Genomic DNA, 19,797 nt, shown 5'->3' with positions numbered 1-19,797 from the left:
GCGCCTCGTACTTTTTTGTAACACATTTAAATGTTACGAGGCGCTTGCAGATTGTCGGTTTTGATTAATTTGATGATTTCAAGCAAAGATGATTATCTTTTAAAAATCTTTGAAATAGCCTTTTTAATATATTCACTATTTTGTTTGTAGCTCCGAATCCGATAGAGAACTAGCATTAATGTAGGAATAAATCCTCAGATATGAAAACTTCAACATTTTATATGAAAATTATAATCATGGCTGGCAGTAGTATTTGCAATAAGCCTATATGTATATAACGCAAATTAATTTGCATCGACAATTCTGCAAGCGCCCCACAGCATTGAAATGTGTTATATAAATGGGTGGGGCGCTGAAGCCTGGAGAGCAAATAATTGCGATTATATACATAAAAATAGGCTGTTGCAAATATTACAACAGCCATTTTTTAATTCTTATTTAAATGTTGCGTTTTCTATCTGAGGATCTTTTATTCCAAGTGTTTCCATTGTTGCTTTGTTTATTATTGTTTCTGTTTCTTCTAGTGTAGCTACTGGTAATTCAGAAGGCTGTTTTTCACCTTTTAGTATCTGAGCTGCCATTTCTCCAGCTTTTTTACCAAGTTCTTTGTAACTTATTCCGTTGCAAGCTAGTGCTCCGTTTTCAACATGTCCTTCTTCAGAACCTATAACTGGTATTTTGTTTTCAGTTGCTACTTTAGTTATTATTGGCATTGAAGATGCCACTAGGTTGTCTGTTGGAGTGAATATTACATCAGCTTCTTTTGCAACTGCTGCAACGGCCTGGTTAACTTCATTTGCCTGAGTTGCACCTTTATCTATTACTTTTATTCCTTCTTTTTCAGCGGCTTTTCTTAAAGCATCTACCTGTAATTTAGAGTTTATTTCACTTGTGTTGCAAACAACGCCTATTGTTTTAACATTTGGTACGAATTTTTTTATTAATTCTAATGATTTATCTACTGGTATAGCATCAGATGTACCTGTTACATTATTTTCTGATGATTCATTACTTTTTACAAGTCCTGCTTCAACTGCATCTGTAACTGCTGTGAATACTATTGGTATATCCTGAGTAGCGTTTAGTGCAGCCTGAGCAGATGGAGTAGATACAGCAAATATTAAGTCTTTTTTATCATTTGCGAAGTTGCTAGCTATTGTCTGAGAAGTAGGGTTGTCGTTCTGAGCATTTTGGAAATCTACTTCTAGGTTTTCTCCTTCTACAAATCCATTTTCTTTAAGTCCTTCTATAAATCCTTCTCTTGCCTGATCAAGTGCTGGATGTTCAACTAACTGAGTTATACCTATTTTTTTTACTTCATCAGATGAACCTGAAGATTCACCACTACCTGAGCAGCCTGTAAGTAATGTTGCTCCTAATGTTAAAGATAATATTAAAGATAAGAATTTTTTATTTGATTTCATTTTATTTTCCTCCGAATTATTTTTAGTATATTTGAAGTTTCTGATTTTTAAAATTGATTTTTTAGTTGCATGTTTATTTGATTTATAAATTATATTTAATAACATATTTTATTGATTAGTCGAATTCCAGGGAAAAAATAAAAGCCATATAGTTTAAGACTACATGGCTTTTATTAATCATTATATTACTATAAAAAAGAAAGCCACATAATTCTCGATCTATGCGGCTTATATATAAGTAATTGAAACTTCATAAAATTGACTTATTATTATAACCTGCACAGACACAAAGCCCTGGATTGTATTTACCGAGGTCTGTATCCGTACATTATGTTAGTTTAGATACAGCCTCTAAATATATAGGTTATAACAGTAATAATAAAGTCTAGTTTTCATGATAGTTTCTCCTTTTCATTCGTTATAGTTTATTAGTTCTTTAAGTCAGTTTTTTATAATTGATATAATTTACTGAAAATTAATTATCTTTTGAACTTATTTATATTCTAGAATATAAAATACATAGTGTCAAGAGTTTTTTGAAAATTATTTTAATTTATTTTTTTATTAATTTTCTTTTATTGATATTAAAAAAATCTAGTTTTCTGTTTTTACAAGTTTAACATCCATATCAGCTGGCTTTTCTATACCTAAAGTTTTCATAGTGTCCTCATTCATAGTTATAACAGGTTCATCCATTGTTTCAACTTTAAGGTCAGAAGGCTGTTTTTCACCTTTTAATATCTGAACTGCCATTTCACCAGTTTTATATCCTAACTGATAGTAGTCAACTCCACCACAAGCAAGGGCTCCAGATGTTACAGAACCTTCATCAGATGCGATTATAGGTAATTTGTTCTCGTTTGCAACTTTAGCGATTATAGGCATTGAAGATACAACAAGGTTGTCTGTTGGAACATAAAGAACATCCGCTTTGCCTACAACAGAAGTTATAGCCTGATTTACTTCAGAAGATGCACTAATTCCTTTTTCTATTACTTCCCAACCTTTAGTTTTAGCGTATTCTTTTAATGAATCTACCTGAACCTTAGAATTAACTTCACTTGTAGAATAGATTACAGCTATTTTTTTAGCTTGTGGAGTTAATTTTTCAACTAAAGACATTGTTTTGTCTATTGATAGGAAATCAGATGTACCTGATACATTTCCTCCTTCTTTATTATCTAAAGATTTTACAAGTCCTGCTTCTATAGGATCTGTTACAGCTGTGAAAAGAACAGGTATTTCCTGAGTTGCATTGAATGCAGCTTGAGCTGATGGAGTAGATATTGCATAGATTAAATCTTTTTTATCATTTACGAAATTACTAGCTATTGTCTGAGAAGTAGGGTTGTCGTTCTGAGCATTTTGATAATCTATTTCTACATTTTCCCCGTCTTTATATCCGTTGTCTTCTAGTGCTTTTATGAATCCTTCTTTAGTCTGGTCAAGAGATGGATGTTCTACAAGCTGGGTTATTCCAACTTTCTTAACTGAGTCCGAAGAAGTAGATTTTCCACTGCCAGAACATCCTGTAAGCATTGATACTGATAAAACTCCTGTAGTTATAAGTGCGATTAATTTTTTGTTGATTTTCATAATAGTTTCCTCCGTTTTTTAGTGTTTTTTTAGTTTAGTTTGGTTGGTAATTTTTAGTTTTTTAATAATATTTGAGTTTGGTAAACTTTTAGTCTGGTAAACATCAAATCTGATAAATTTCTTATACAGCGTATTCGAATTTTTCTAGAATATCCTCAACAGTCATTTTTTTCTTATCTTCACCTTTAACATCCATTACAATTTCGCCTTTATGTAGCATAACAAGTCTATCTCCGTATTCTAATGCGTGTTTTAGGTTATGAGTTACCATAAGTGTTGTTATATTTTTCTTTCTAACTATTTCATTTGTAAGGTCTATTACCTCATTTGAAGTTTTAGGATCTAGTGCAGCTGTATGTTCATCAAGTAGTAGTACCTTTGGATCTGCTAAACAAGACATTATTAGTGATAATGACTGTCTCTGTCCTCCTGATAGGAACTGAACCTGAGTGTCTAGGAATTTTTTTAAATCAAGAGAAATGCCTTCTAATAAAGATTCAAGTGTGTCGTCTGTATGTCTTAGACATTTTCTAAGATTTAAAAGTTTTCCTTTGTTTAATGCTAGAGAAAGATTTTCTCTAACTGTCATTGAAGGACAAGTTCCTAAGCTAGGATTTTGGAAAACTCTACTGATTACTTGAGTTTTTTTATGTTCAGGAAGATTGCTTATATCTGTTCCATCTAATAAAATCTGTCCTGATGTTTCTTTTAATAATCCTGAGATTATGTTTAATAAGGTAGATTTACCAGTACCGTTACTACCTACGATACATACAAATTCTCCGTCTGGTATATCTATTGAAAGTTTGTTTAAAACTGTATTGTCATCTCCACATGGATTTGGGAAGGTTTTAGTTATTTTTTTTAGCTGTAGCATGATTATCTCTCCTTTTTAATATCGTAATTATTTAAAAATATTGATTATTCTGTATTTAATAGTTTTATATATTTTCAATTAAATCTTTTATATTTCTTTTTTATTTATTTTGCGGCTTTTTTCTTTAGCTGAAGATTACCTACTGCTAAGAATGCAACTATTACAAGTGAGCTTATAAGTTTTAAGTCTGTAGAAAGCATTCCTAGGTTTAGTGCGAAGTAAATAGTGAACTGGTAGATGAAAGCACCTATTAGTATTGCAGTTGTAGCTTTAACAGCTCTAACTTTTTTGAATAATGTAAGTCCGATTATTATTGATGCTATACCAAGTACTAGAGTACCGATTCCCATTGTAACATCTGCGAATCCCTGGAACTGAGCCATTAGAGCACCAGATAATGATATTAAAGCGTTTGATATCATTAGTCCTAATATTTTTATATTTCCTATATTTATTCCAAGAGATTTTATCATCTGTTCATTATCTCCAACACCTTTTAAAGTGTAACCAAGTCCTGTTTTTAAGAATAAATCTAATAATATTTTTGCTATTAAAACAAATATAAGTGCTATTACAACAGGAGGAATATCACCTTTGAATAAGTTAGGGAATGTGAATAGTGGTATGTTTGATTTTCCCATTATTCTAAGATTTATTGAGTAAAGCATTCCCATTGTAAGTATTCCTGATAGTAGGTTAGATATTTTAACTTTTATGTGAAGAAGACCTGTAACCATTCCTGCTAAAGCTCCTCCAACTACTGCAAGTAAAACTCCAACTATTGGATTTAATCCCCGAACTAATGCTGCTGCTGATATTGCAGCTCCCATTGTGTAACTTCCATCTGCTGTCATATCTGGGAAGTCTAGTATTTTGAAGGTAATGTATACCCCAATCGCCATAATTGCTAAAATTAAACTCTGTGTAACTACTGAAATCATAAATTTAAACACTCCTTTTAAAAACTTTTTTGATTTTTATTTTTAATAACTAAACTTTCAAAGTAAAAAAATGTAAAAATAAAGGCCGCATAGTTTAGATTTCTATGCGGCCTAAATATTCATATAAAACAATTGATATATAAATATATTAAAAAAACCACATAGTATTCGCTCTATGTGGCCGATATATTTTATAAAAACTTTACAAAACAAACAAATCGAAACTTAGCCAACATAGATACAGTCGTAAAAATCCTAACGGCCTGTACCTATTCGCATGGAATCGATACAAACCGATCTAATAGTGGCTAAAATAAAATCGTCTCTGTTTATTCTTTAAAGTCTTCATAACGCTCTCTCCTTTTCCTTAATAATTCTTCTAGTTTAATAATTAAAAAATTTAAAATATTTTTCTGAAAATTTTGTGATTCATTTTCTATGGTTCCTATTGTAGCTCAGAGATTTTTTTCTGTCAACACAAAAAACTAAATTAATTTAAGTTTTTAGAAAATTATATATATTTTCGTCTAAAATGATAACTTTGAAAGTATTGAAAATACTGGTATTGAGAATGCAGTAAAAAAACTAAAAATTTTTATAAAAAAATAATGGAGTTTATACTTAAATATAACAAGAAACTTACCTAATCTAAGAAAAACTATTGTATTATATAATAAACAATAATATTTCAAAGAATTGTAAAAACGAAAAATTATATAAATTGGCATAATTTATCTTATAATTAAAATTTATTGAAAGGGATATGATTTTATGGAAGAAGGAAAAACTATAAAAGTTGAAGCAACTGAGGAATTCATAGAAGAACATATACCATTTATAATTTCTTGTATAAGTAAGTTTACAGGAAGGTATGTTTCTATAGAAAATGATGATGAATACAGTATAGGTATGATAGCTTTTGTTGAAGCTATAGAGAAATATAAAGAGAAACGAGGAGATTTTTATGCTTTTGTCAGATTAGTTATAGAGAGCAGGTTAAAAAATTTCTTTGAAAAAGAAAATAAAAATAGCAAAAATAAATCAATAGAGGATTATAAAGAAAAGGGAATAGATATATTAGAAACAGCTGACAATAACGAGGATTTTGATTTAAACAGAGAGATTACAATAGACGAGATAAAAAAATTAAAAGATGAGATAGACGAGTTTGGATTTGGATTTGAAGAACTTGTAAATGAAGCACCTAAACATAAAGATACTAGAAAAAAAGCTATAGATATATCTGAAAAATCAAGTAGAGAAAAAGATATAACTGATTTCATGTTTATGAAAAAGAGATTACCAATAAAAAATATGTCAGATAGATTTGATGTTAGCGAAAAGGTAATAAGAAAGAGTAAATTGTTTATTATAACAGTTATAATTATACTTTTTAGAGGATATAGAAATTTAAAACTGTGGATAAAGAAAGGTAGATAATTATGTTATATAAAGGGATTATTATCGAAATTAAGGAAAGATATTCGATAGTTGTTACTAACGAATCTGAATTTTTTAGGATAAAAAATAAAGAAGGAATGAAACTGGGAGATAAGATATATTTTTTAGAAGAAGACATATATAATATAGATTCTAAAGATAAGGTCATAGACTTTAATGATAAAAGTAAAAAAAGTAAAAAGAATAAGTTTAATATTTATAAAAGATTAGTATCTGTAGCGGCTGCAATAGCTATTATTGTTGGAACTGTTATATATACATCTGCACCAAAATCTTATGCAACTGTATCTTTTGATGAAAATGGAAGTAGTGTAGAGCTAAGCCTTGATAAAAACAAAAATATAAACTCTACATCTTTAATAAGTGGAAGTTTAAATATTTCAGATGATGACGATTTTTCAATGGTTTTAGATCAACTTTACAAACAGATTAAACAGGATTCTAAAAATAATAAAACAGGAAGAGTTTTAGTGGGGCTTTGTTTTGAAGATGCTGAGGATATAGCTTATGAGGAAGAAATAAAAGCTCTTATAAGTAAGAAATTTAAGGGATTGAATGTTATGTATGTGAGAGTTGATAAAAATCAATTAACACAGAACCAAAATGCAGAAATTTCAATGGGTGAGTATGCAGCTATGAAGATGATAGAAGAAAACGATATAGAAGGAATGACAATAGATAAACTTAATAAGATGTTAAAAGACGGAAAATATGCATATCTAAGAGAAGAAATTTTAGATGAACTAGAAGATAGAAGTGAAGGATATGAAGATGACGACGATGATGATATAGACGATATTGAGGATTATTATAAAAAAGAGAAAACTAATAAATCTAATAATATTAAAGTGAAAAATAATAAAAAGTCTACAAAAGATGATTATTCTGAAGTTGATGATGAACATGAAGAAAGGGATCATGATAATGATAATGACGATAATCATGAAGAGGAAGAGGATGATTCAGATGATGAAGATTAATTTTTAAACAGATTAAAATAATTAAGAATAAATGGTAAAATAAAATTAATAAATAAACTTTAAATAGAAAGATTGGTGATTTTGATGCTAGTAGGAACTTCTAACCTTACTAAAAATATGGATAATGCTTGTGTAACAGAGCTAGAAATTCCACTGATAGTGATTATGGAAAATGCAGTAAATGCTGCTATAAAAAACTTGGATATAGAAGAAAATAACTCTTATACAGTTGTTTGTGGTGTAGGAAATAATGGTGGCGATGGGCTTGGAATAGCTAGAAAGCTTTCAATATTAGGTAAGAAAGTAGATATATTCTTAGTAGGTAAAAGGGAAAAATTAACAGAATGCTCTTCAATTAATTTTAAAATATTAGAGAATATGGGACTAAGTCTTAAATTTTTAAATGAAAAAAATAAGATAGATTTAGAAAATTCTCTTAAAAATACAGATGCATGTGTAGATGCAATATTTGGAACAGGCCTAAAAAGAGATGTGAGCGGTATTTTTGCAGATGTGATAGAGTTTATGAATAATTATTCTAAAAAAATATATGCGATAGATATATCATCAGGTCTTGATAGCGATACTGGAAATATAATGGGAGTAGCTGTAAAAGCATTTAAAACTATAAGTTTTGAGTTTTATAAAAGAGGATTTTTAAATTATAAGGCTGACGATTATATAGGAAAGGTTGTTGTAGAAGAGATAGGAGTGCCTAAATTTATAAAAGATAAATTTCATAATAATGAATTTATAGCTGATAAAAATGAAATTACTAAGTTTATAAATAAAAAAGATAAAAATGCTCATAAGGGAAATTTTGGAAGAGTTAGTATTGTAGCCGGAAGTAGAGGTTTCTATGGAGCAGCAAAAATAGCTACTGAGTCTGCGGTTAAGACAGGAAGTGGTTTGGTTACACTTATAAGTGATTCAGATGTTCAAGAAAAATTATGCACAGTTTTTACTGAGGCAATGACTGTTAATTATTCTGAAAAAGAAAGAGTTAGAAAACTTTTATGTTCTAGCAATGCTATAGGAATAGGGCCTGGAATGGGAGACAATAACACTACATTAAAAATAATAGAATCTATTTTAAAAGAAGTATCTTGCCCAATTATAATAGATGCAGACGGAATAAACTGCTTAAAAAATAATAAAAATATATTAAAAGATAGTAAAAGAGATATTTTAATAACGCCTCATCCTATGGAACTTTCTAGAATAACTGGTTTTTCTATGGAATATATAAATGAAAATAGGATAGATGCAGCTAAGGAAGCAGCAAGAACTCTTAAATCTATAGTCTTATTAAAAGGAAATAGAACTGTAATAACAGATGGGTATACTACATATATAAATATGACAGGAAATAGCGCAATGGCAAATGGAGGAATGGGAGACTGTTTAACAGGAATAATAACATCATTGGCAGGGCAAAATATACCTTTATTTGAAGCAGCTGTAATAGGTACATACCTTCATGGGTATACAGGAGATAGGCTGGCTGAAGAAAAATATACTGTTAATGCGAGTGATATTATAGAAAAAATACCGTATATTATGAAGGAATTTGAAAGATTGTAAAAAATATTGTAAATAATGAATATAAAATTACAAAATTTAAAAAATTGGTTAAAGTTAGAAAAATTTGATACTTTTTTGTAATCATTGAAAAGAAAATATGTAATATAATAAAAAAAAGAAAAAGAGAAAATAAATTTAAAAAGTAGAATACTTGAAAGGAGGGAGTGTATATGCTTTTAGGAATAAATATAAAATTAGTTTGGTTGGCAGTAGCTGTTATATTCGGAATAGGCGAAATGTTTACAGCTGGTCTTACTTTAATTTGGTTTAGCTTTGGAGCCTTAGCTACAATGTTTTTAACAACCTATGTTGAAAGTATCCCTATGCAAGTACTAATATTTGGTGTCAGTTCAAGTATAATGCTTTTCATAGCTACAAAGGTTATAGTAAAAAAAGATGAAAGCTATGTATCTAATACAAATATAGATGCATTAATTGGAAAATATGCCATTGTAGAAAAGGATGTTTCAAATGTAGTCTATGGAATAGTCAATTTAGAAGGAGAAAAATGGACTGCTGTATCTGAAAAGGATGAAACATATAAAAAAGGAGAAAAAGTTAAAGTAGTAAGAATAGATGGGGTTAAATTAGTTGTAACCAAATAAATTCAACTAATAAAAATAAAATATATATAAGGAATAGATTTGAATGGAGGTATCATTATGGCAGGAGTAGTAAAAACGATAATAAATTTAGTGTTAATTTTATTTGTTGTGTTTATAGCTTTATCTTGTGTTAAAGTAATTAAACAATCTAGAATGGGTATAGTTATGAGACTAGGTAAGTTCCATAAAGAAGCTAAAACAGGCGTGCATTTCTTAGTACCATTTATAGATAAAATGGCGTACATTATAGACCTTAGAGAATTAGTTGTAGATTTCCCACCACAGCCGGTTATCACAAAAGACAATGTTACTATGCAGATAGATACAGTAGTGTACTATAAGGTAACAGATCCTGTTAAGTATGTATTTGAAATAGCTAATCCTATATCAGCTATAGAAAACTTAACAGCTACGACTTTAAGAAATATAATTGGGGAATTAGACCTTGATGAAACACTTACTTCAAGAGATATAATCAATGCAAAGATGAGAACTATACTTGATGAAGCTACAGATAAATGGGGTATCAAAGTAAACAGAGTTGAACTTAAAAATATAATGCCTCCTCACGATATTCAGGTTGCAATGGAAAAACAGATGAGAGCCGAACGTGAAAGAAGAGAAGCAATTCTTCAGGCAGAAGGTAATAAATCAGCATCTATACTTCAGGCAGAAGGAGAAAAACAGTCAGCTATACTTAGAGCAGAAGCTAAGAAAGAAGCTATGATAAGAGAAGCAGAAGGTAAGAAACAGTCTGCAATCTTAGTAGCAGAAGGGGAAGCAGAAGCAATAAGAGAAACTGCAATAGCTAGAGCAACTGGAGAAGCAGAAATGATAAGAAGAAGTCAGGAAGCTACAGCAGAAGGTTTAGCTTTAGTATTTAAAGCAATGAAAGAAGCAGAAATAGACGATAATATGCTTGCATTAAAATCTATGGAAGCTTTAGAAAAATTAGGTCAGAGTGAATCAGCTAAACTTGTACTTCCATCAGATGCGGTTAATCTATTAGGTACTTTTAAAGGTATAAAAGAAGTAATGGAAGATGCAAAAGAAAAATAGTATGAGATTTTTGATTTTATTGTAGATTAAAAAATAAAAATGGTATATAATACAAGGCGAGGAAAAGAATATCCGTTTCGGGTATTCTTTTTCTTTTGTAAAGAAGATGCATAGATTGTTTTTGGAATAAGTTGGAGGGATATGTGCATGTTATAAAAAGGTTTATATTATGGAGGAGAGAAATGAAGAAAAAATTTTTATCGCTTACAGTTCCGTCTGCATTAGCTATGTTTGTAGCATCTTTTAATACGGTTCTTGATGGTATGTTTTTAGGAATAGGTGTAGGGGATGATGCTATAGCAGGAGTAAATATAGTTATACCAGTTATAATGATTTTTATAGGTATATCTAATATGGCAGCTGTTGGGGGAGGATCTCTAGTATCTAAGAATTTTGGAGAAGGTAATTCTGAGAAAGCTGTTAATATTTTTAGACAGGTTATAAAATCATTAATTGTAATGAGCTTAATTATAAGTATAGTATGTGTTGGATTTTCAGAAACAATAGTTATATTACTTGGAGCAAAGGGGAGATTAGTTCCTATAGCTGCTGAGTATTTAAGATACTATTCTATATTCTGTATATCTAGTGTACTTATGGTTGTATTTGGGAGCTTTTTAAGAAATGATAATGCTCCAAAACTGGCTATGTTTGCAAGTATGGCAGCTACAGTGATAAATATTATATTAAATTATATATTTATATTTGTATTACAGCAAGGAGTTAAGAGTGCAGCTGTTGCAACAGGTATAGGAAATAGTATTGCTATTATGATGATGTTGCCTCACTTTATATTTAAAAGAGGTCAGTTATCTTTTGGTAAGACAAATATAGGTATATCAGCTTTTGTGGAAGCTATGAAAATAGGATTCCCATCTTTCTTAGCAGAAGCAGCATTTTCTGTGATAATATTCTTCCACAATATTGCACTTTCAAATACTGTTGGGGAAAGTGGAATAGCAGCATATGCAATAATAAATTATGCTACATCAAATATATACAATATAGTTTTAGGAATAACAATGGGAGCTCAGCCTTTAATAAGCTATAACTTTGGTACAGAAAACAAAGAAAATATGCTTACTTTCTATAATATGACTATAAAAATGTGTATATTTGTATCTGCGGTTATAACATTGGCTTATGCAGGTTGTGGTAGATTTATAGCAGGAATATTCTCTAGTTCTCCTGAAGTAATAGATATGGCTGTAGTAGGACTTAATCTAACAAATGCAGCATATATATTCTTGGGAGTTAACTTAACTAGGACAATTTATTATCAAGCGATAGAGAAAACAATATACTCAAATATAATGGGACTTTTAAGATCAGTTGTTATATTACCGATAGTTTTATTTGTATTTGCTAGTAAATTTGGGGTGAATGGAATCTGGGCCAGTCAGTTAGTTGCAGAAGGTATAGTAATGCTATTTATTGGATTTACAGTAAATATATCATATAAAACTGACTTAGCTATAAAAAATAAAGATAGATATACCGGTATGAAAACTATATAAAGTTTATAAAAAATTAAGAAAAGGCTAGTTTTGAAATATTAAAATAAATGTTAAAAATATCCGAAATTTGATAAAAAAATGACAATTATATATCTATTGTGATATAATAAAATTCTAAGTTGTGAAAATAAAGTAAAAAAAGGGGTGGATATTAGTGCTTCAATTTGAAACTCAATTAAAAAAGCTTAAACATGAAGTATTAGTAGAAGTAGTAAAACTAGCAAGAGAGAACAACATAACAAAAAAGGAACTAGATAAAATTCCGAATAAAATAATAAAAGGCGATAAAGCTAGATATAGATGTTGTGTATACAAGGAAAGAGAAGTTGTAGCTGAAAGAGCTAGAATCGCGCTAGACCTAGATCCAAATGGCGAAAATAAAAAAGTAGATACAGAAAAAATAAACATAAAAGGTGGAGAACAGATAATATATGTACTAGAAGCAGCTTGTGATAGCTGCCCTATAAATGACTTTACAGTAACTGATTTATGTAGAGGTTGTTTAGCTCATAGATGTAAAGAAGCTTGTAAATTTGGAGCTATATCATATATAAATGGTAGAGCTTATATAGACCAGGATAAATGTAAATCTTGTGGTGCTTGTAAAAAGGCATGTCAGTATGATGCTATATCAGAAATGGTTAGACCTTGTAAGTCAGTATGTCCTACAGGAGCTCTTGATATAAATAAAGAAACATCAAAGGCAACAATACACGAGGAAAAATGTGTAAACTGTGGTGCGTGTATGTCTGCATGTCCATTTGGAGCTATATCAGATAGAAGTCTTATAGCACCAGTTGCTAGATTATTAGAAAAGAAAGAAAAAAATATATATGCAGTTGTTGCTCCTGCTATAACAGGTCAGGTTCCTGCTATAATAACTTATGGTCAGATTAAAAATGCAATAAAATCATTAGGGTTTAAAGATATGTACGAAGCAGCTTGTGGAGCAGATGCCGTTACAGTTCATGAAGCAAATGAATTTGTTGAAAGAATGGAAGATGGCGCGAATATAATGACAAACTCATGTTGTCCAGGATTTGTATCATATATAGATATAATGTTCCCAGATATGGATGATAAAATATCTCATACTGTATCACCGATGATTGCTACAGGAAGATACATAAAAAATATGGATCCAGATTCAGTAGTAGTATTTATAGGACCATGTACAGCTAAGAAAAAAGAAGCTTTTAGAAAAGATGTGGCTGGAGCAATTGATTATGTACTTACATTTGAAGAATTAATGGCTTTATTTGAAGGTTTTGGTATAGAATTAGCAAAATGTCAGAATGAAGATACAGATAGTGCATCTATATTCGGTAGAGGATTTGGTGCAGCAGGTGGTCTAACAAAAGCTATAGAAAATTACATAGCAGATAAAGGTGTGGATGTAGATTTTAGACCAGTTAAAGTATCTGGAGGAAAAGAAGCTAAGAAGGTATTAACACTTTCTAAAGTCAATAAAGCTGGAGGAAACTTCATAGAAGGTATGATGTGTGAAGGTGGATGTATAAATGGTGCAGGTAAATTTATATCTCTTCCAAAAGCAAAACCAGCATTTGATAAAAAGAATGCACAGTCTAGTATAAAAACTGTACTATCTAATGAAGCATTAACAGAATATGAAGAGATAGACTTAGAAAGAAATTTATAAATAAAATATAAAATTAAAAAGATTAATTTATAAAAGGAGATGTGATTAATTTCGCATCTTTTTTTATTTTTAATAAAAATATTTTCTGGGAAATAATTTTTTAACATGATTCACAAAAAAATCAAATTTAATTATTAAAAAAATGATTAAATAGGGTATAAAATTTTAAGTGAGAAAACAATCTCAAAATTTAATAACTATAATATATGTAGATATATTTAATGAAAGCTCAGGGAAATAATAAATGTATGTTGAAATGTAAATTTTTAAATTGTATAATATAAACTTGAATGGAAAATGTACGAACAAAATATTTGGTGAAAGAATGAGAGGTGCTTTATATGAAAATTGGATTTGATCATGAGAAATACTTAAAGGAACAATCTAAATATATATTAGAAAGAGTAAATAATTTTGATAAATTATATCTTGAATTTGGAGGAAAATTAATAGCAGATTTACATGCTAAGAGAGTTCTTCCAGGATTTGACGAAAATGCTAAAATAAAAGTTTTAAGCTATATGAAAGATTCAGTAGAAGTAGTTATATGTGTATACGCAGGAGACATAGAAAGAAATAAAGTAAGAGGAGATTTCGGTACAACTTACGATATGGAGGTTCTTAGATTAATAGATGATTTAAGATCTTACGACCTAGATGTAAACAGTGTAGTAATAACTAGATATGAAGGACAGCCTGCTACTACAGTATTTATAAATAAGTTAGAAAAAAGAGGAATAAAAGTATATAAACATGCACCTACAAAGGGATACCCTTCTGATGTAGACACAATAGTAAGTGAAGAAGGATTTGGAGCTAACCCATATATAGAAACTACAAAACCTATAGTAGTTATGACTGCTCCAGGACCAAACAGTGGTAAATTAGGAACTTGTTTAAGTCAGTTATATCATGAAAATAAAAGAGGAAATGAAGTTGGATATTCAAAATTTGAAACATTCCCTGTTTGGAATGTACCACTAAAACACCCTCTAAATATAGCTTATGAAGCAGCTACTGTTGATTTAAAGGATGTTAATATGATAGACTCATTCCACCTTGAAAAATACGGTGAAATGGCAGTAAACTACAATAGAGATTTAGAATTATTCCCAGTTCTTAAAAAGATAATAGAAAAAATAACTGGAAAAGAATCTATGTTCCAGTCTCCAACTGATATGGGCGTAAATAGAGTTGGATTTGGAATAGTAGACGATGATGTAGTTAAAGAAGCATCTATACAGGAAATAATAAGAAGATACTTCAATACAGCTTGTGACTACAAAAAAGGACAGGTTGATAAAGCTGCATTACAGAGAATGAAATTTATAATGGAAGAACTAGATTTAAAACCTGAAGATAGAAAGGTTGTAAATCCAGCTAGAGAATACAGTAGTGTATTAAAAGAAAAATGCGAAGATAAAAACGATATGTGTCCGGTAATGGCTATAGAGTTAGAAGATGGAACAATACTTACAGGACGTGGTTCTGATTTAATGAATGCATCTGCTGCATTAATATTAAATGCTATAAAATATTTAGGAAATATACCTGATGAAATGCACTTAATATCAAGAACAATACTTGACCCAATAGTAGAGTTAAAATCTCAGATATTATCTAGCAAAAATAATTCTTTAAGTTGTCAGGAAGTATTAGAAGCATTAAGTATATGTGCGGTAACTAATCCTAGTGCAGCTTATGCTCTTGGAAAAATATCTGAATTAAAAGGATGTCAGGCTCACTCAACAGTAATGATGACTAAAGATGATGAACAGACACTTAAAAAAATCGGTATAGATGTAACTTGCGATCCAGAATTCGCATCACAGAATCTATATTATATATAATTAAAAACTTAAATAAAAATATCAAACTGCTACGAATTTTTGTAGCAGTTTTTTTATGTAAATATTTATCAAAAATAGAACGTTTGTTTTGTATTTGCTTGTATCATAGTTTTAAATTTAGTATTATATTTTATTAGAAGACTAATTTAAAAGGTGATAATAATGAAAAAAAGAAAAATTATTCATATAGATATGGATGCTTTTTATGCGTCTATAGAACAACGTGATAATCCTTCTTTAAGGGGAAAACCACTTGTTGTAGGAGGCTCTCCAAATGGTAGAGGTGTAGTATCAACTTGTTCGTACGAGGCTAGAAAATATGGTATACACTCTGCGATGTCTTGTAAAGAAGCATATATAAGATGTCCTTATGCAGTATTTGTAAGACCTAGATTTTATGTATATAAAGAAGTATCGAATCAAATACGAAATATATTTCATAGATATACAGATTTAGTAGAGCCACTTTCTTTAGATGAGGCATTTTTGGATGTAACTGAAAATAAGAAAAAAATAAAAAGTGCTACAATAATAGCAAAATTAATAAAAGAAGATATAAAAAGGGAGACGGGACTTACTGCTTCAGCGGGTGTATCATATAATAAATTTGTTGCGAAATTGGCATCAGACTATCAAAAACCAAATGGATTGACTGTAATAACAGAAGATAATGTGCAAGAATTTTTGGATAGACTTCCTGTAAAAAAATTCTTTGGAGTTGGAAAAGTTACAGAGAAAATACTTAGAAACAATGGAATAAAAACAGGATATGATTTAAGAAATACAAGTCTTGATAAGTTAGAAAAAATGTTTAAAAATAGAGGATTGGAATTGTATAACTATTCAAGAGGAATAGATAATAGACCGGTAAATCCTACTAGGATAAGAAAGTCTATTGGAGCAGAGACAACTCTCATGGAAAATAAAAATATAGATGATGCAGAAACAGTTATAATTTTAGATGAATTGTGTGAAGAAGTTGCAGAAAGAATGGCAAAAGAGAATAAAGTAGCTAAAACCATAACTTTAAAAATAAAATTTGAGGATTTTAAAACTATAACTCGAAGTCTAAGTGTATCAGATTATATAAAAAATTATGAAGATATAAGATTTTATACAGGTGAATTATTGACACATATTGAAGATGCTAAAAAAATGATAAGATTATTTGGTGTAACTGTGTCTAATTTAGAAAATGAAGAAAAAGTTTTTAAAGAGATAACATTATTTGATTATATAGACTAAAATAATAACGTACTTTTATATTTAATTGTAATATGGTATCATAAAGATTGGATTATTTTAATATATAATAAATAAAAAATTCGACAAATCGTAAAAAAGAAACTTATATAAAAAGGAGAAAGTAAAAAAATGGCAAACGAAAATAATCAGAATGAATTAGAGACGGGTAGCGTCGGTAAATTATTAGTTAAATTGGCGGCACCTGCTATAGTAGCTCAGCTTGTAAATGTTCTCTACAATATAGTAGATAGAATGTTTATAGGAAGAATGGAAAATGGAGCAGTTGCAATGGCTGGTGTAGGACTTTCATTCCCTATAATTACTCTAATAAGTGCATTTGCGGCTCTTATAGGTATGGGTGGTGGCCCACTAGCAGCTATAAAAATGGGAGAAAAAGATAATGATGGTGCTGAAAAAATAATGGGTAATGCAGTTGCTGCATTAGTTCTTTTAGCAATTATAATTACATTAGTATTCCAAGTTTATAAAGAGCCTGTATTATGGCTATTTGGTGCAAGTAATAACACTATATCTTATGCTGTTGACTATATAGGAATATATTTAGCAGGTACTATATTTGTTATGATTGCTCTTGGATTAAATCCATTTATAACAACACAGGGATTTGCAAAGACAGGTATGATAACTGTTGCAATAGGTGCAGTGCTTAATATAGTATTAGACCCAATATTAATATTTGGGCTTAATATGGGTGTAAAGGGTGCAGCATTAGCAACTATAATATCTCAAGGTGTATCAGCTATATGGGTGCTTGTATTCCTTGCAGGTAAAAAAACTATTTTAAGAATAAAATTAAAAAATATTAGAATAAATCCTAAAATAGTAGGTGGAATGATGGCATTAGGTGTATCTCCATTTATAATGCAGTCTACAGAAAGTTTAGTTTTAATTTCTTTAAATACAAAACTTCGGATGTATGGTGGAGATATTGCGGTAACTTCTATGACAGTTATGAGTAGTATAATGCAGATGATAACACTTCCAATACTTGGAATAACTCAGGGTGCACAGCCTATAACATCTTATAATTATGGTGCTAAAAACTTTGATAGAGTAAGACAATCTTTTAAATTATGTCTTATAAGTTGTTTAACATTTACATTAGTTGCTACATCTGCTTGTTTAATATTCCCAGCATTCTTTGTAAAAATATTTAACTCAGATTCACAACTAATAGAATTTACAACTTGGGCTATGAGAATATACTTTGTTGGTATGTCTATATTTGGAATACAGATAGCTTGTCAGCAGACATTCCTAGCACTTGGTAAAGCAAAAATATCTTTAATACTTGCAATGCTTAGAAAAATAATACTTTTAATACCTTTAATATTTATACTTCCTATGTTTATGGAAAATAAATTATTTGCTGTATTATTAGCAGAACCTATAGCGGATATACTTGCTGTAGCATCTACGGCTATATGTTTCTATAATTTCTATAAGAAAAATTTAAGTGTAAATAAAGCAAAATAAGACTATAATCTAAGTATTATTGAGTGATTAAATATTATTAAGAAAAAATACGTATGAAAACAAAATAATATAATAAAAAATCAACAGAATGTAATAAAAAAATGGTATAATATTAAATATGAAAATTTTACTTGAAAGGGAGTTTCAAAAATGGAAGAATTAACTATGCAAGAAATGCTTGATCTTCAGGATCAGGAAATGGAAAAAATAAATATAGGTGCGACTATAACTGGAAAAGTAACATCAATAGATAACGACGAAATAAAATTAGAATTAGAAGACTGTGCTGGATTTGAAGGATTAGTACCAGTATCAGAATTAAACTTAGAAAAAGGAAAATACGCTGATGAAGTTTACAAAGTAGGCGACGAAATAACAGGTGTTATAACTAATGTAAGACAGAAAGACACTACTATAACAGTATCTAAATTACAGGCTGATAAAAAAGTAGATTATGCTGAATTAAAAGAAGCTTTAGAAAATCATACAATATTAACATTAGTTGGAACTAAAGCAATAGATAGAGGTGTATTTGCTACATATAAATCTCAGGAATTATTTATACCAATATCTCAGTTAGATACTAAATTTGTTCAGGATACTAAAAGCTATGTAGGAAAATCTTTAGAAGTATACGTTAAAGAACTTGATGCTAGAAGAAATAGAGCTGTAGCTTCAAGAAGAGAAGTACTTCAGGAAAGATTAGATAAAGAAAGAGCAGAAAGGAATGCTAGAATAAAAGCTGAAAGAGAAGCAGAAAGAGCAAGAATAAGAGAAGAAAAAGCTGCTGAAAAAGCTAGAATAAAAGCTGAAAAAGAAGCTATGTTTGATGCCCTTGAAGTTGGACAGAAAAAAGAAGGTAAAGTAACTAAAATAATGCCATACGGAGCATTTGTTGATATTGGTGGTATAGAAGGATTAGTGCACAAAAATAATCTTTCTTGGGACAGAGTAGAAAATGTAGAAGATTTCGTAACAGAAGGACAGGAAGTAGAAGTTTATGTTCTTAATATAGACCAGGAAAATAGAAAATTCGGTTTAGCTTTAAAAGATATAAACAATGACCCTTGGAAAATAGCTTCTGAAGAAATATCTGTTGGAGATATAATAAATGTTGAAGTATTAAGAATAATAGAAAGTGGAGCTTTTGTTAAAGTTAGAGATTATGTAGAAGCTTACCTACCAATAAGCGAACTTAGTGAAGATAGAGTTCTTAAAGTTCAGAATGTAGTAAATGAAGGAGATGAAGTAAAAGTTAAAGTAATCGAATTCAGCTACAAAAATAGAAGAATGAAAGTTTCTAAAGTAGAAGCTGAAAGAGAACCAGAAGAAGATATAAGCGAATATCTTGAAGTTGAAGATTCACTAGGTAGCCTTGGAGAATTATTCAAAGATAAATTCAAAGATTTAGATGTTGAATAATTTTTTATAAAAGTGAAAATATAACTAGATATTTATAAAACTAAAAATAATTAAAATATGCAGGATTCTGCATTTGGAG

General features: G+C 29.6%; 15 protein-coding genes. 11 read left to right on the top strand and 4 right to left on the bottom strand.

The window, feature by feature from the left end; genetic code table 11:
- Positions 1-434: 434 nt before the first annotated feature.
- The 4 genes from ACK2WO_RS10670 to ACK2WO_RS10655 form a co-directional block, all read right to left on the bottom strand.
- Entirely contained in the window at positions 435-1,424 is a 990-nt protein-coding gene (locus ACK2WO_RS10670) for an ABC transporter substrate-binding protein (RefSeq protein WP_414697826.1), read from the bottom strand.
- A gap of 594 nt (positions 1,425-2,018) precedes the next feature.
- A complete protein-coding gene (locus tag ACK2WO_RS10665; RefSeq protein ID WP_414697825.1) occupies positions 2,019-3,020 on the bottom strand; it encodes an ABC transporter substrate-binding protein in 1,002 nt (333 codons plus the stop codon).
- A gap of 121 nt (positions 3,021-3,141) precedes the next feature.
- Entirely contained in the window at positions 3,142-3,897 is a 756-nt protein-coding gene (locus tag ACK2WO_RS10660) for an ATP-binding cassette domain-containing protein (RefSeq protein ID WP_178411937.1), read from the bottom strand.
- A 104-nt stretch (positions 3,898-4,001) separates the two neighbouring features.
- Positions 4,002-4,838 carry an ABC transporter permease gene (locus ACK2WO_RS10655; protein WP_414697824.1) on the bottom strand — a complete coding sequence of 279 codons (837 nt, stop codon included), beginning with the start codon at positions 4,836-4,838 and terminating at the stop codon, positions 4,002-4,004.
- A 771-nt stretch (positions 4,839-5,609) separates the two neighbouring features.
- Here ACK2WO_RS10655 and ACK2WO_RS10650 point away from each other — a divergent pair.
- From ACK2WO_RS10650 to ACK2WO_RS10600, 11 genes are all read left to right on the top strand, one after another.
- Complete coding sequence (locus ACK2WO_RS10650) at positions 5,610-6,278, top strand: sigma factor (protein ID WP_414697823.1); 669 nt, start codon at positions 5,610-5,612, stop codon at positions 6,276-6,278.
- Positions 6,279-6,280: 2 nt separating this feature from the next.
- The gene (locus ACK2WO_RS10645; protein ID WP_414697822.1) at positions 6,281-7,279 is read left to right on the top strand and encodes an anti-sigma factor domain-containing protein; all 999 of its coding nucleotides are present in this window, start codon (positions 6,281-6,283) and stop codon (positions 7,277-7,279) included.
- A gap of 84 nt (positions 7,280-7,363) precedes the next feature.
- The gene (locus ACK2WO_RS10640; protein WP_414697821.1) at positions 7,364-8,863 is read left to right on the top strand and encodes an NAD(P)H-hydrate dehydratase; all 1,500 of its coding nucleotides are present in this window, start codon (positions 7,364-7,366) and stop codon (positions 8,861-8,863) included.
- Positions 8,864-9,033: 170 nt separating this feature from the next.
- Entirely contained in the window at positions 9,034-9,468 is a 435-nt protein-coding gene (locus ACK2WO_RS10635) for an NfeD family protein (RefSeq protein WP_414697820.1), read from the top strand.
- Between the two features lie 57 nt (positions 9,469-9,525).
- Complete coding sequence (locus ACK2WO_RS10630; protein WP_414697819.1) at positions 9,526-10,527, top strand: SPFH domain-containing protein; 1,002 nt, start codon at positions 9,526-9,528, stop codon at positions 10,525-10,527.
- Between the two features lie 182 nt (positions 10,528-10,709).
- Entirely contained in the window at positions 10,710-12,044 is a 1,335-nt protein-coding gene (locus ACK2WO_RS10625; protein ID WP_414697818.1) for an MATE family efflux transporter, read from the top strand.
- A gap of 154 nt (positions 12,045-12,198) precedes the next feature.
- Positions 12,199-13,704 carry a 4Fe-4S dicluster domain-containing protein gene (locus ACK2WO_RS10620; RefSeq protein WP_414697817.1) on the top strand — a complete coding sequence of 502 codons (1,506 nt, stop codon included), beginning with the start codon at positions 12,199-12,201 and terminating at the stop codon, positions 13,702-13,704.
- A 341-nt stretch (positions 13,705-14,045) separates the two neighbouring features.
- Positions 14,046-15,554 carry a DUF1846 domain-containing protein gene (locus tag ACK2WO_RS10615; RefSeq protein WP_006439058.1) on the top strand — a complete coding sequence of 503 codons (1,509 nt, stop codon included), beginning with the start codon at positions 14,046-14,048 and terminating at the stop codon, positions 15,552-15,554.
- Between the two features lie 162 nt (positions 15,555-15,716).
- Positions 15,717-16,799 (top strand): DNA polymerase IV, encoded by a 1,083-nt coding sequence (gene dinB / locus ACK2WO_RS10610; RefSeq protein ID WP_414697816.1) that lies wholly within the window; start codon positions 15,717-15,719, stop codon positions 16,797-16,799.
- Between the two features lie 129 nt (positions 16,800-16,928).
- Positions 16,929-18,296, top strand: a complete 1,368-nt coding sequence (locus tag ACK2WO_RS10605; protein ID WP_414697815.1) for an MATE family efflux transporter — start codon at positions 16,929-16,931, stop codon at positions 18,294-18,296.
- 150 nt (positions 18,297-18,446) lie between these two features.
- Entirely contained in the window at positions 18,447-19,718 is a 1,272-nt protein-coding gene (locus tag ACK2WO_RS10600; protein WP_414697814.1) for a 30S ribosomal protein S1, read from the top strand.
- The last annotated feature ends 79 nt before the right edge of the window (positions 19,719-19,797 follow it).

This window comes from Peptacetobacter sp. AB845 (assembly GCF_047528295.1).
Lineage (GTDB): Bacteria > Bacillota > Clostridia > Peptostreptococcales > Peptostreptococcaceae > Peptacetobacter.
This window is presented reverse-complemented; position numbering and strand designations above follow the sequence as displayed.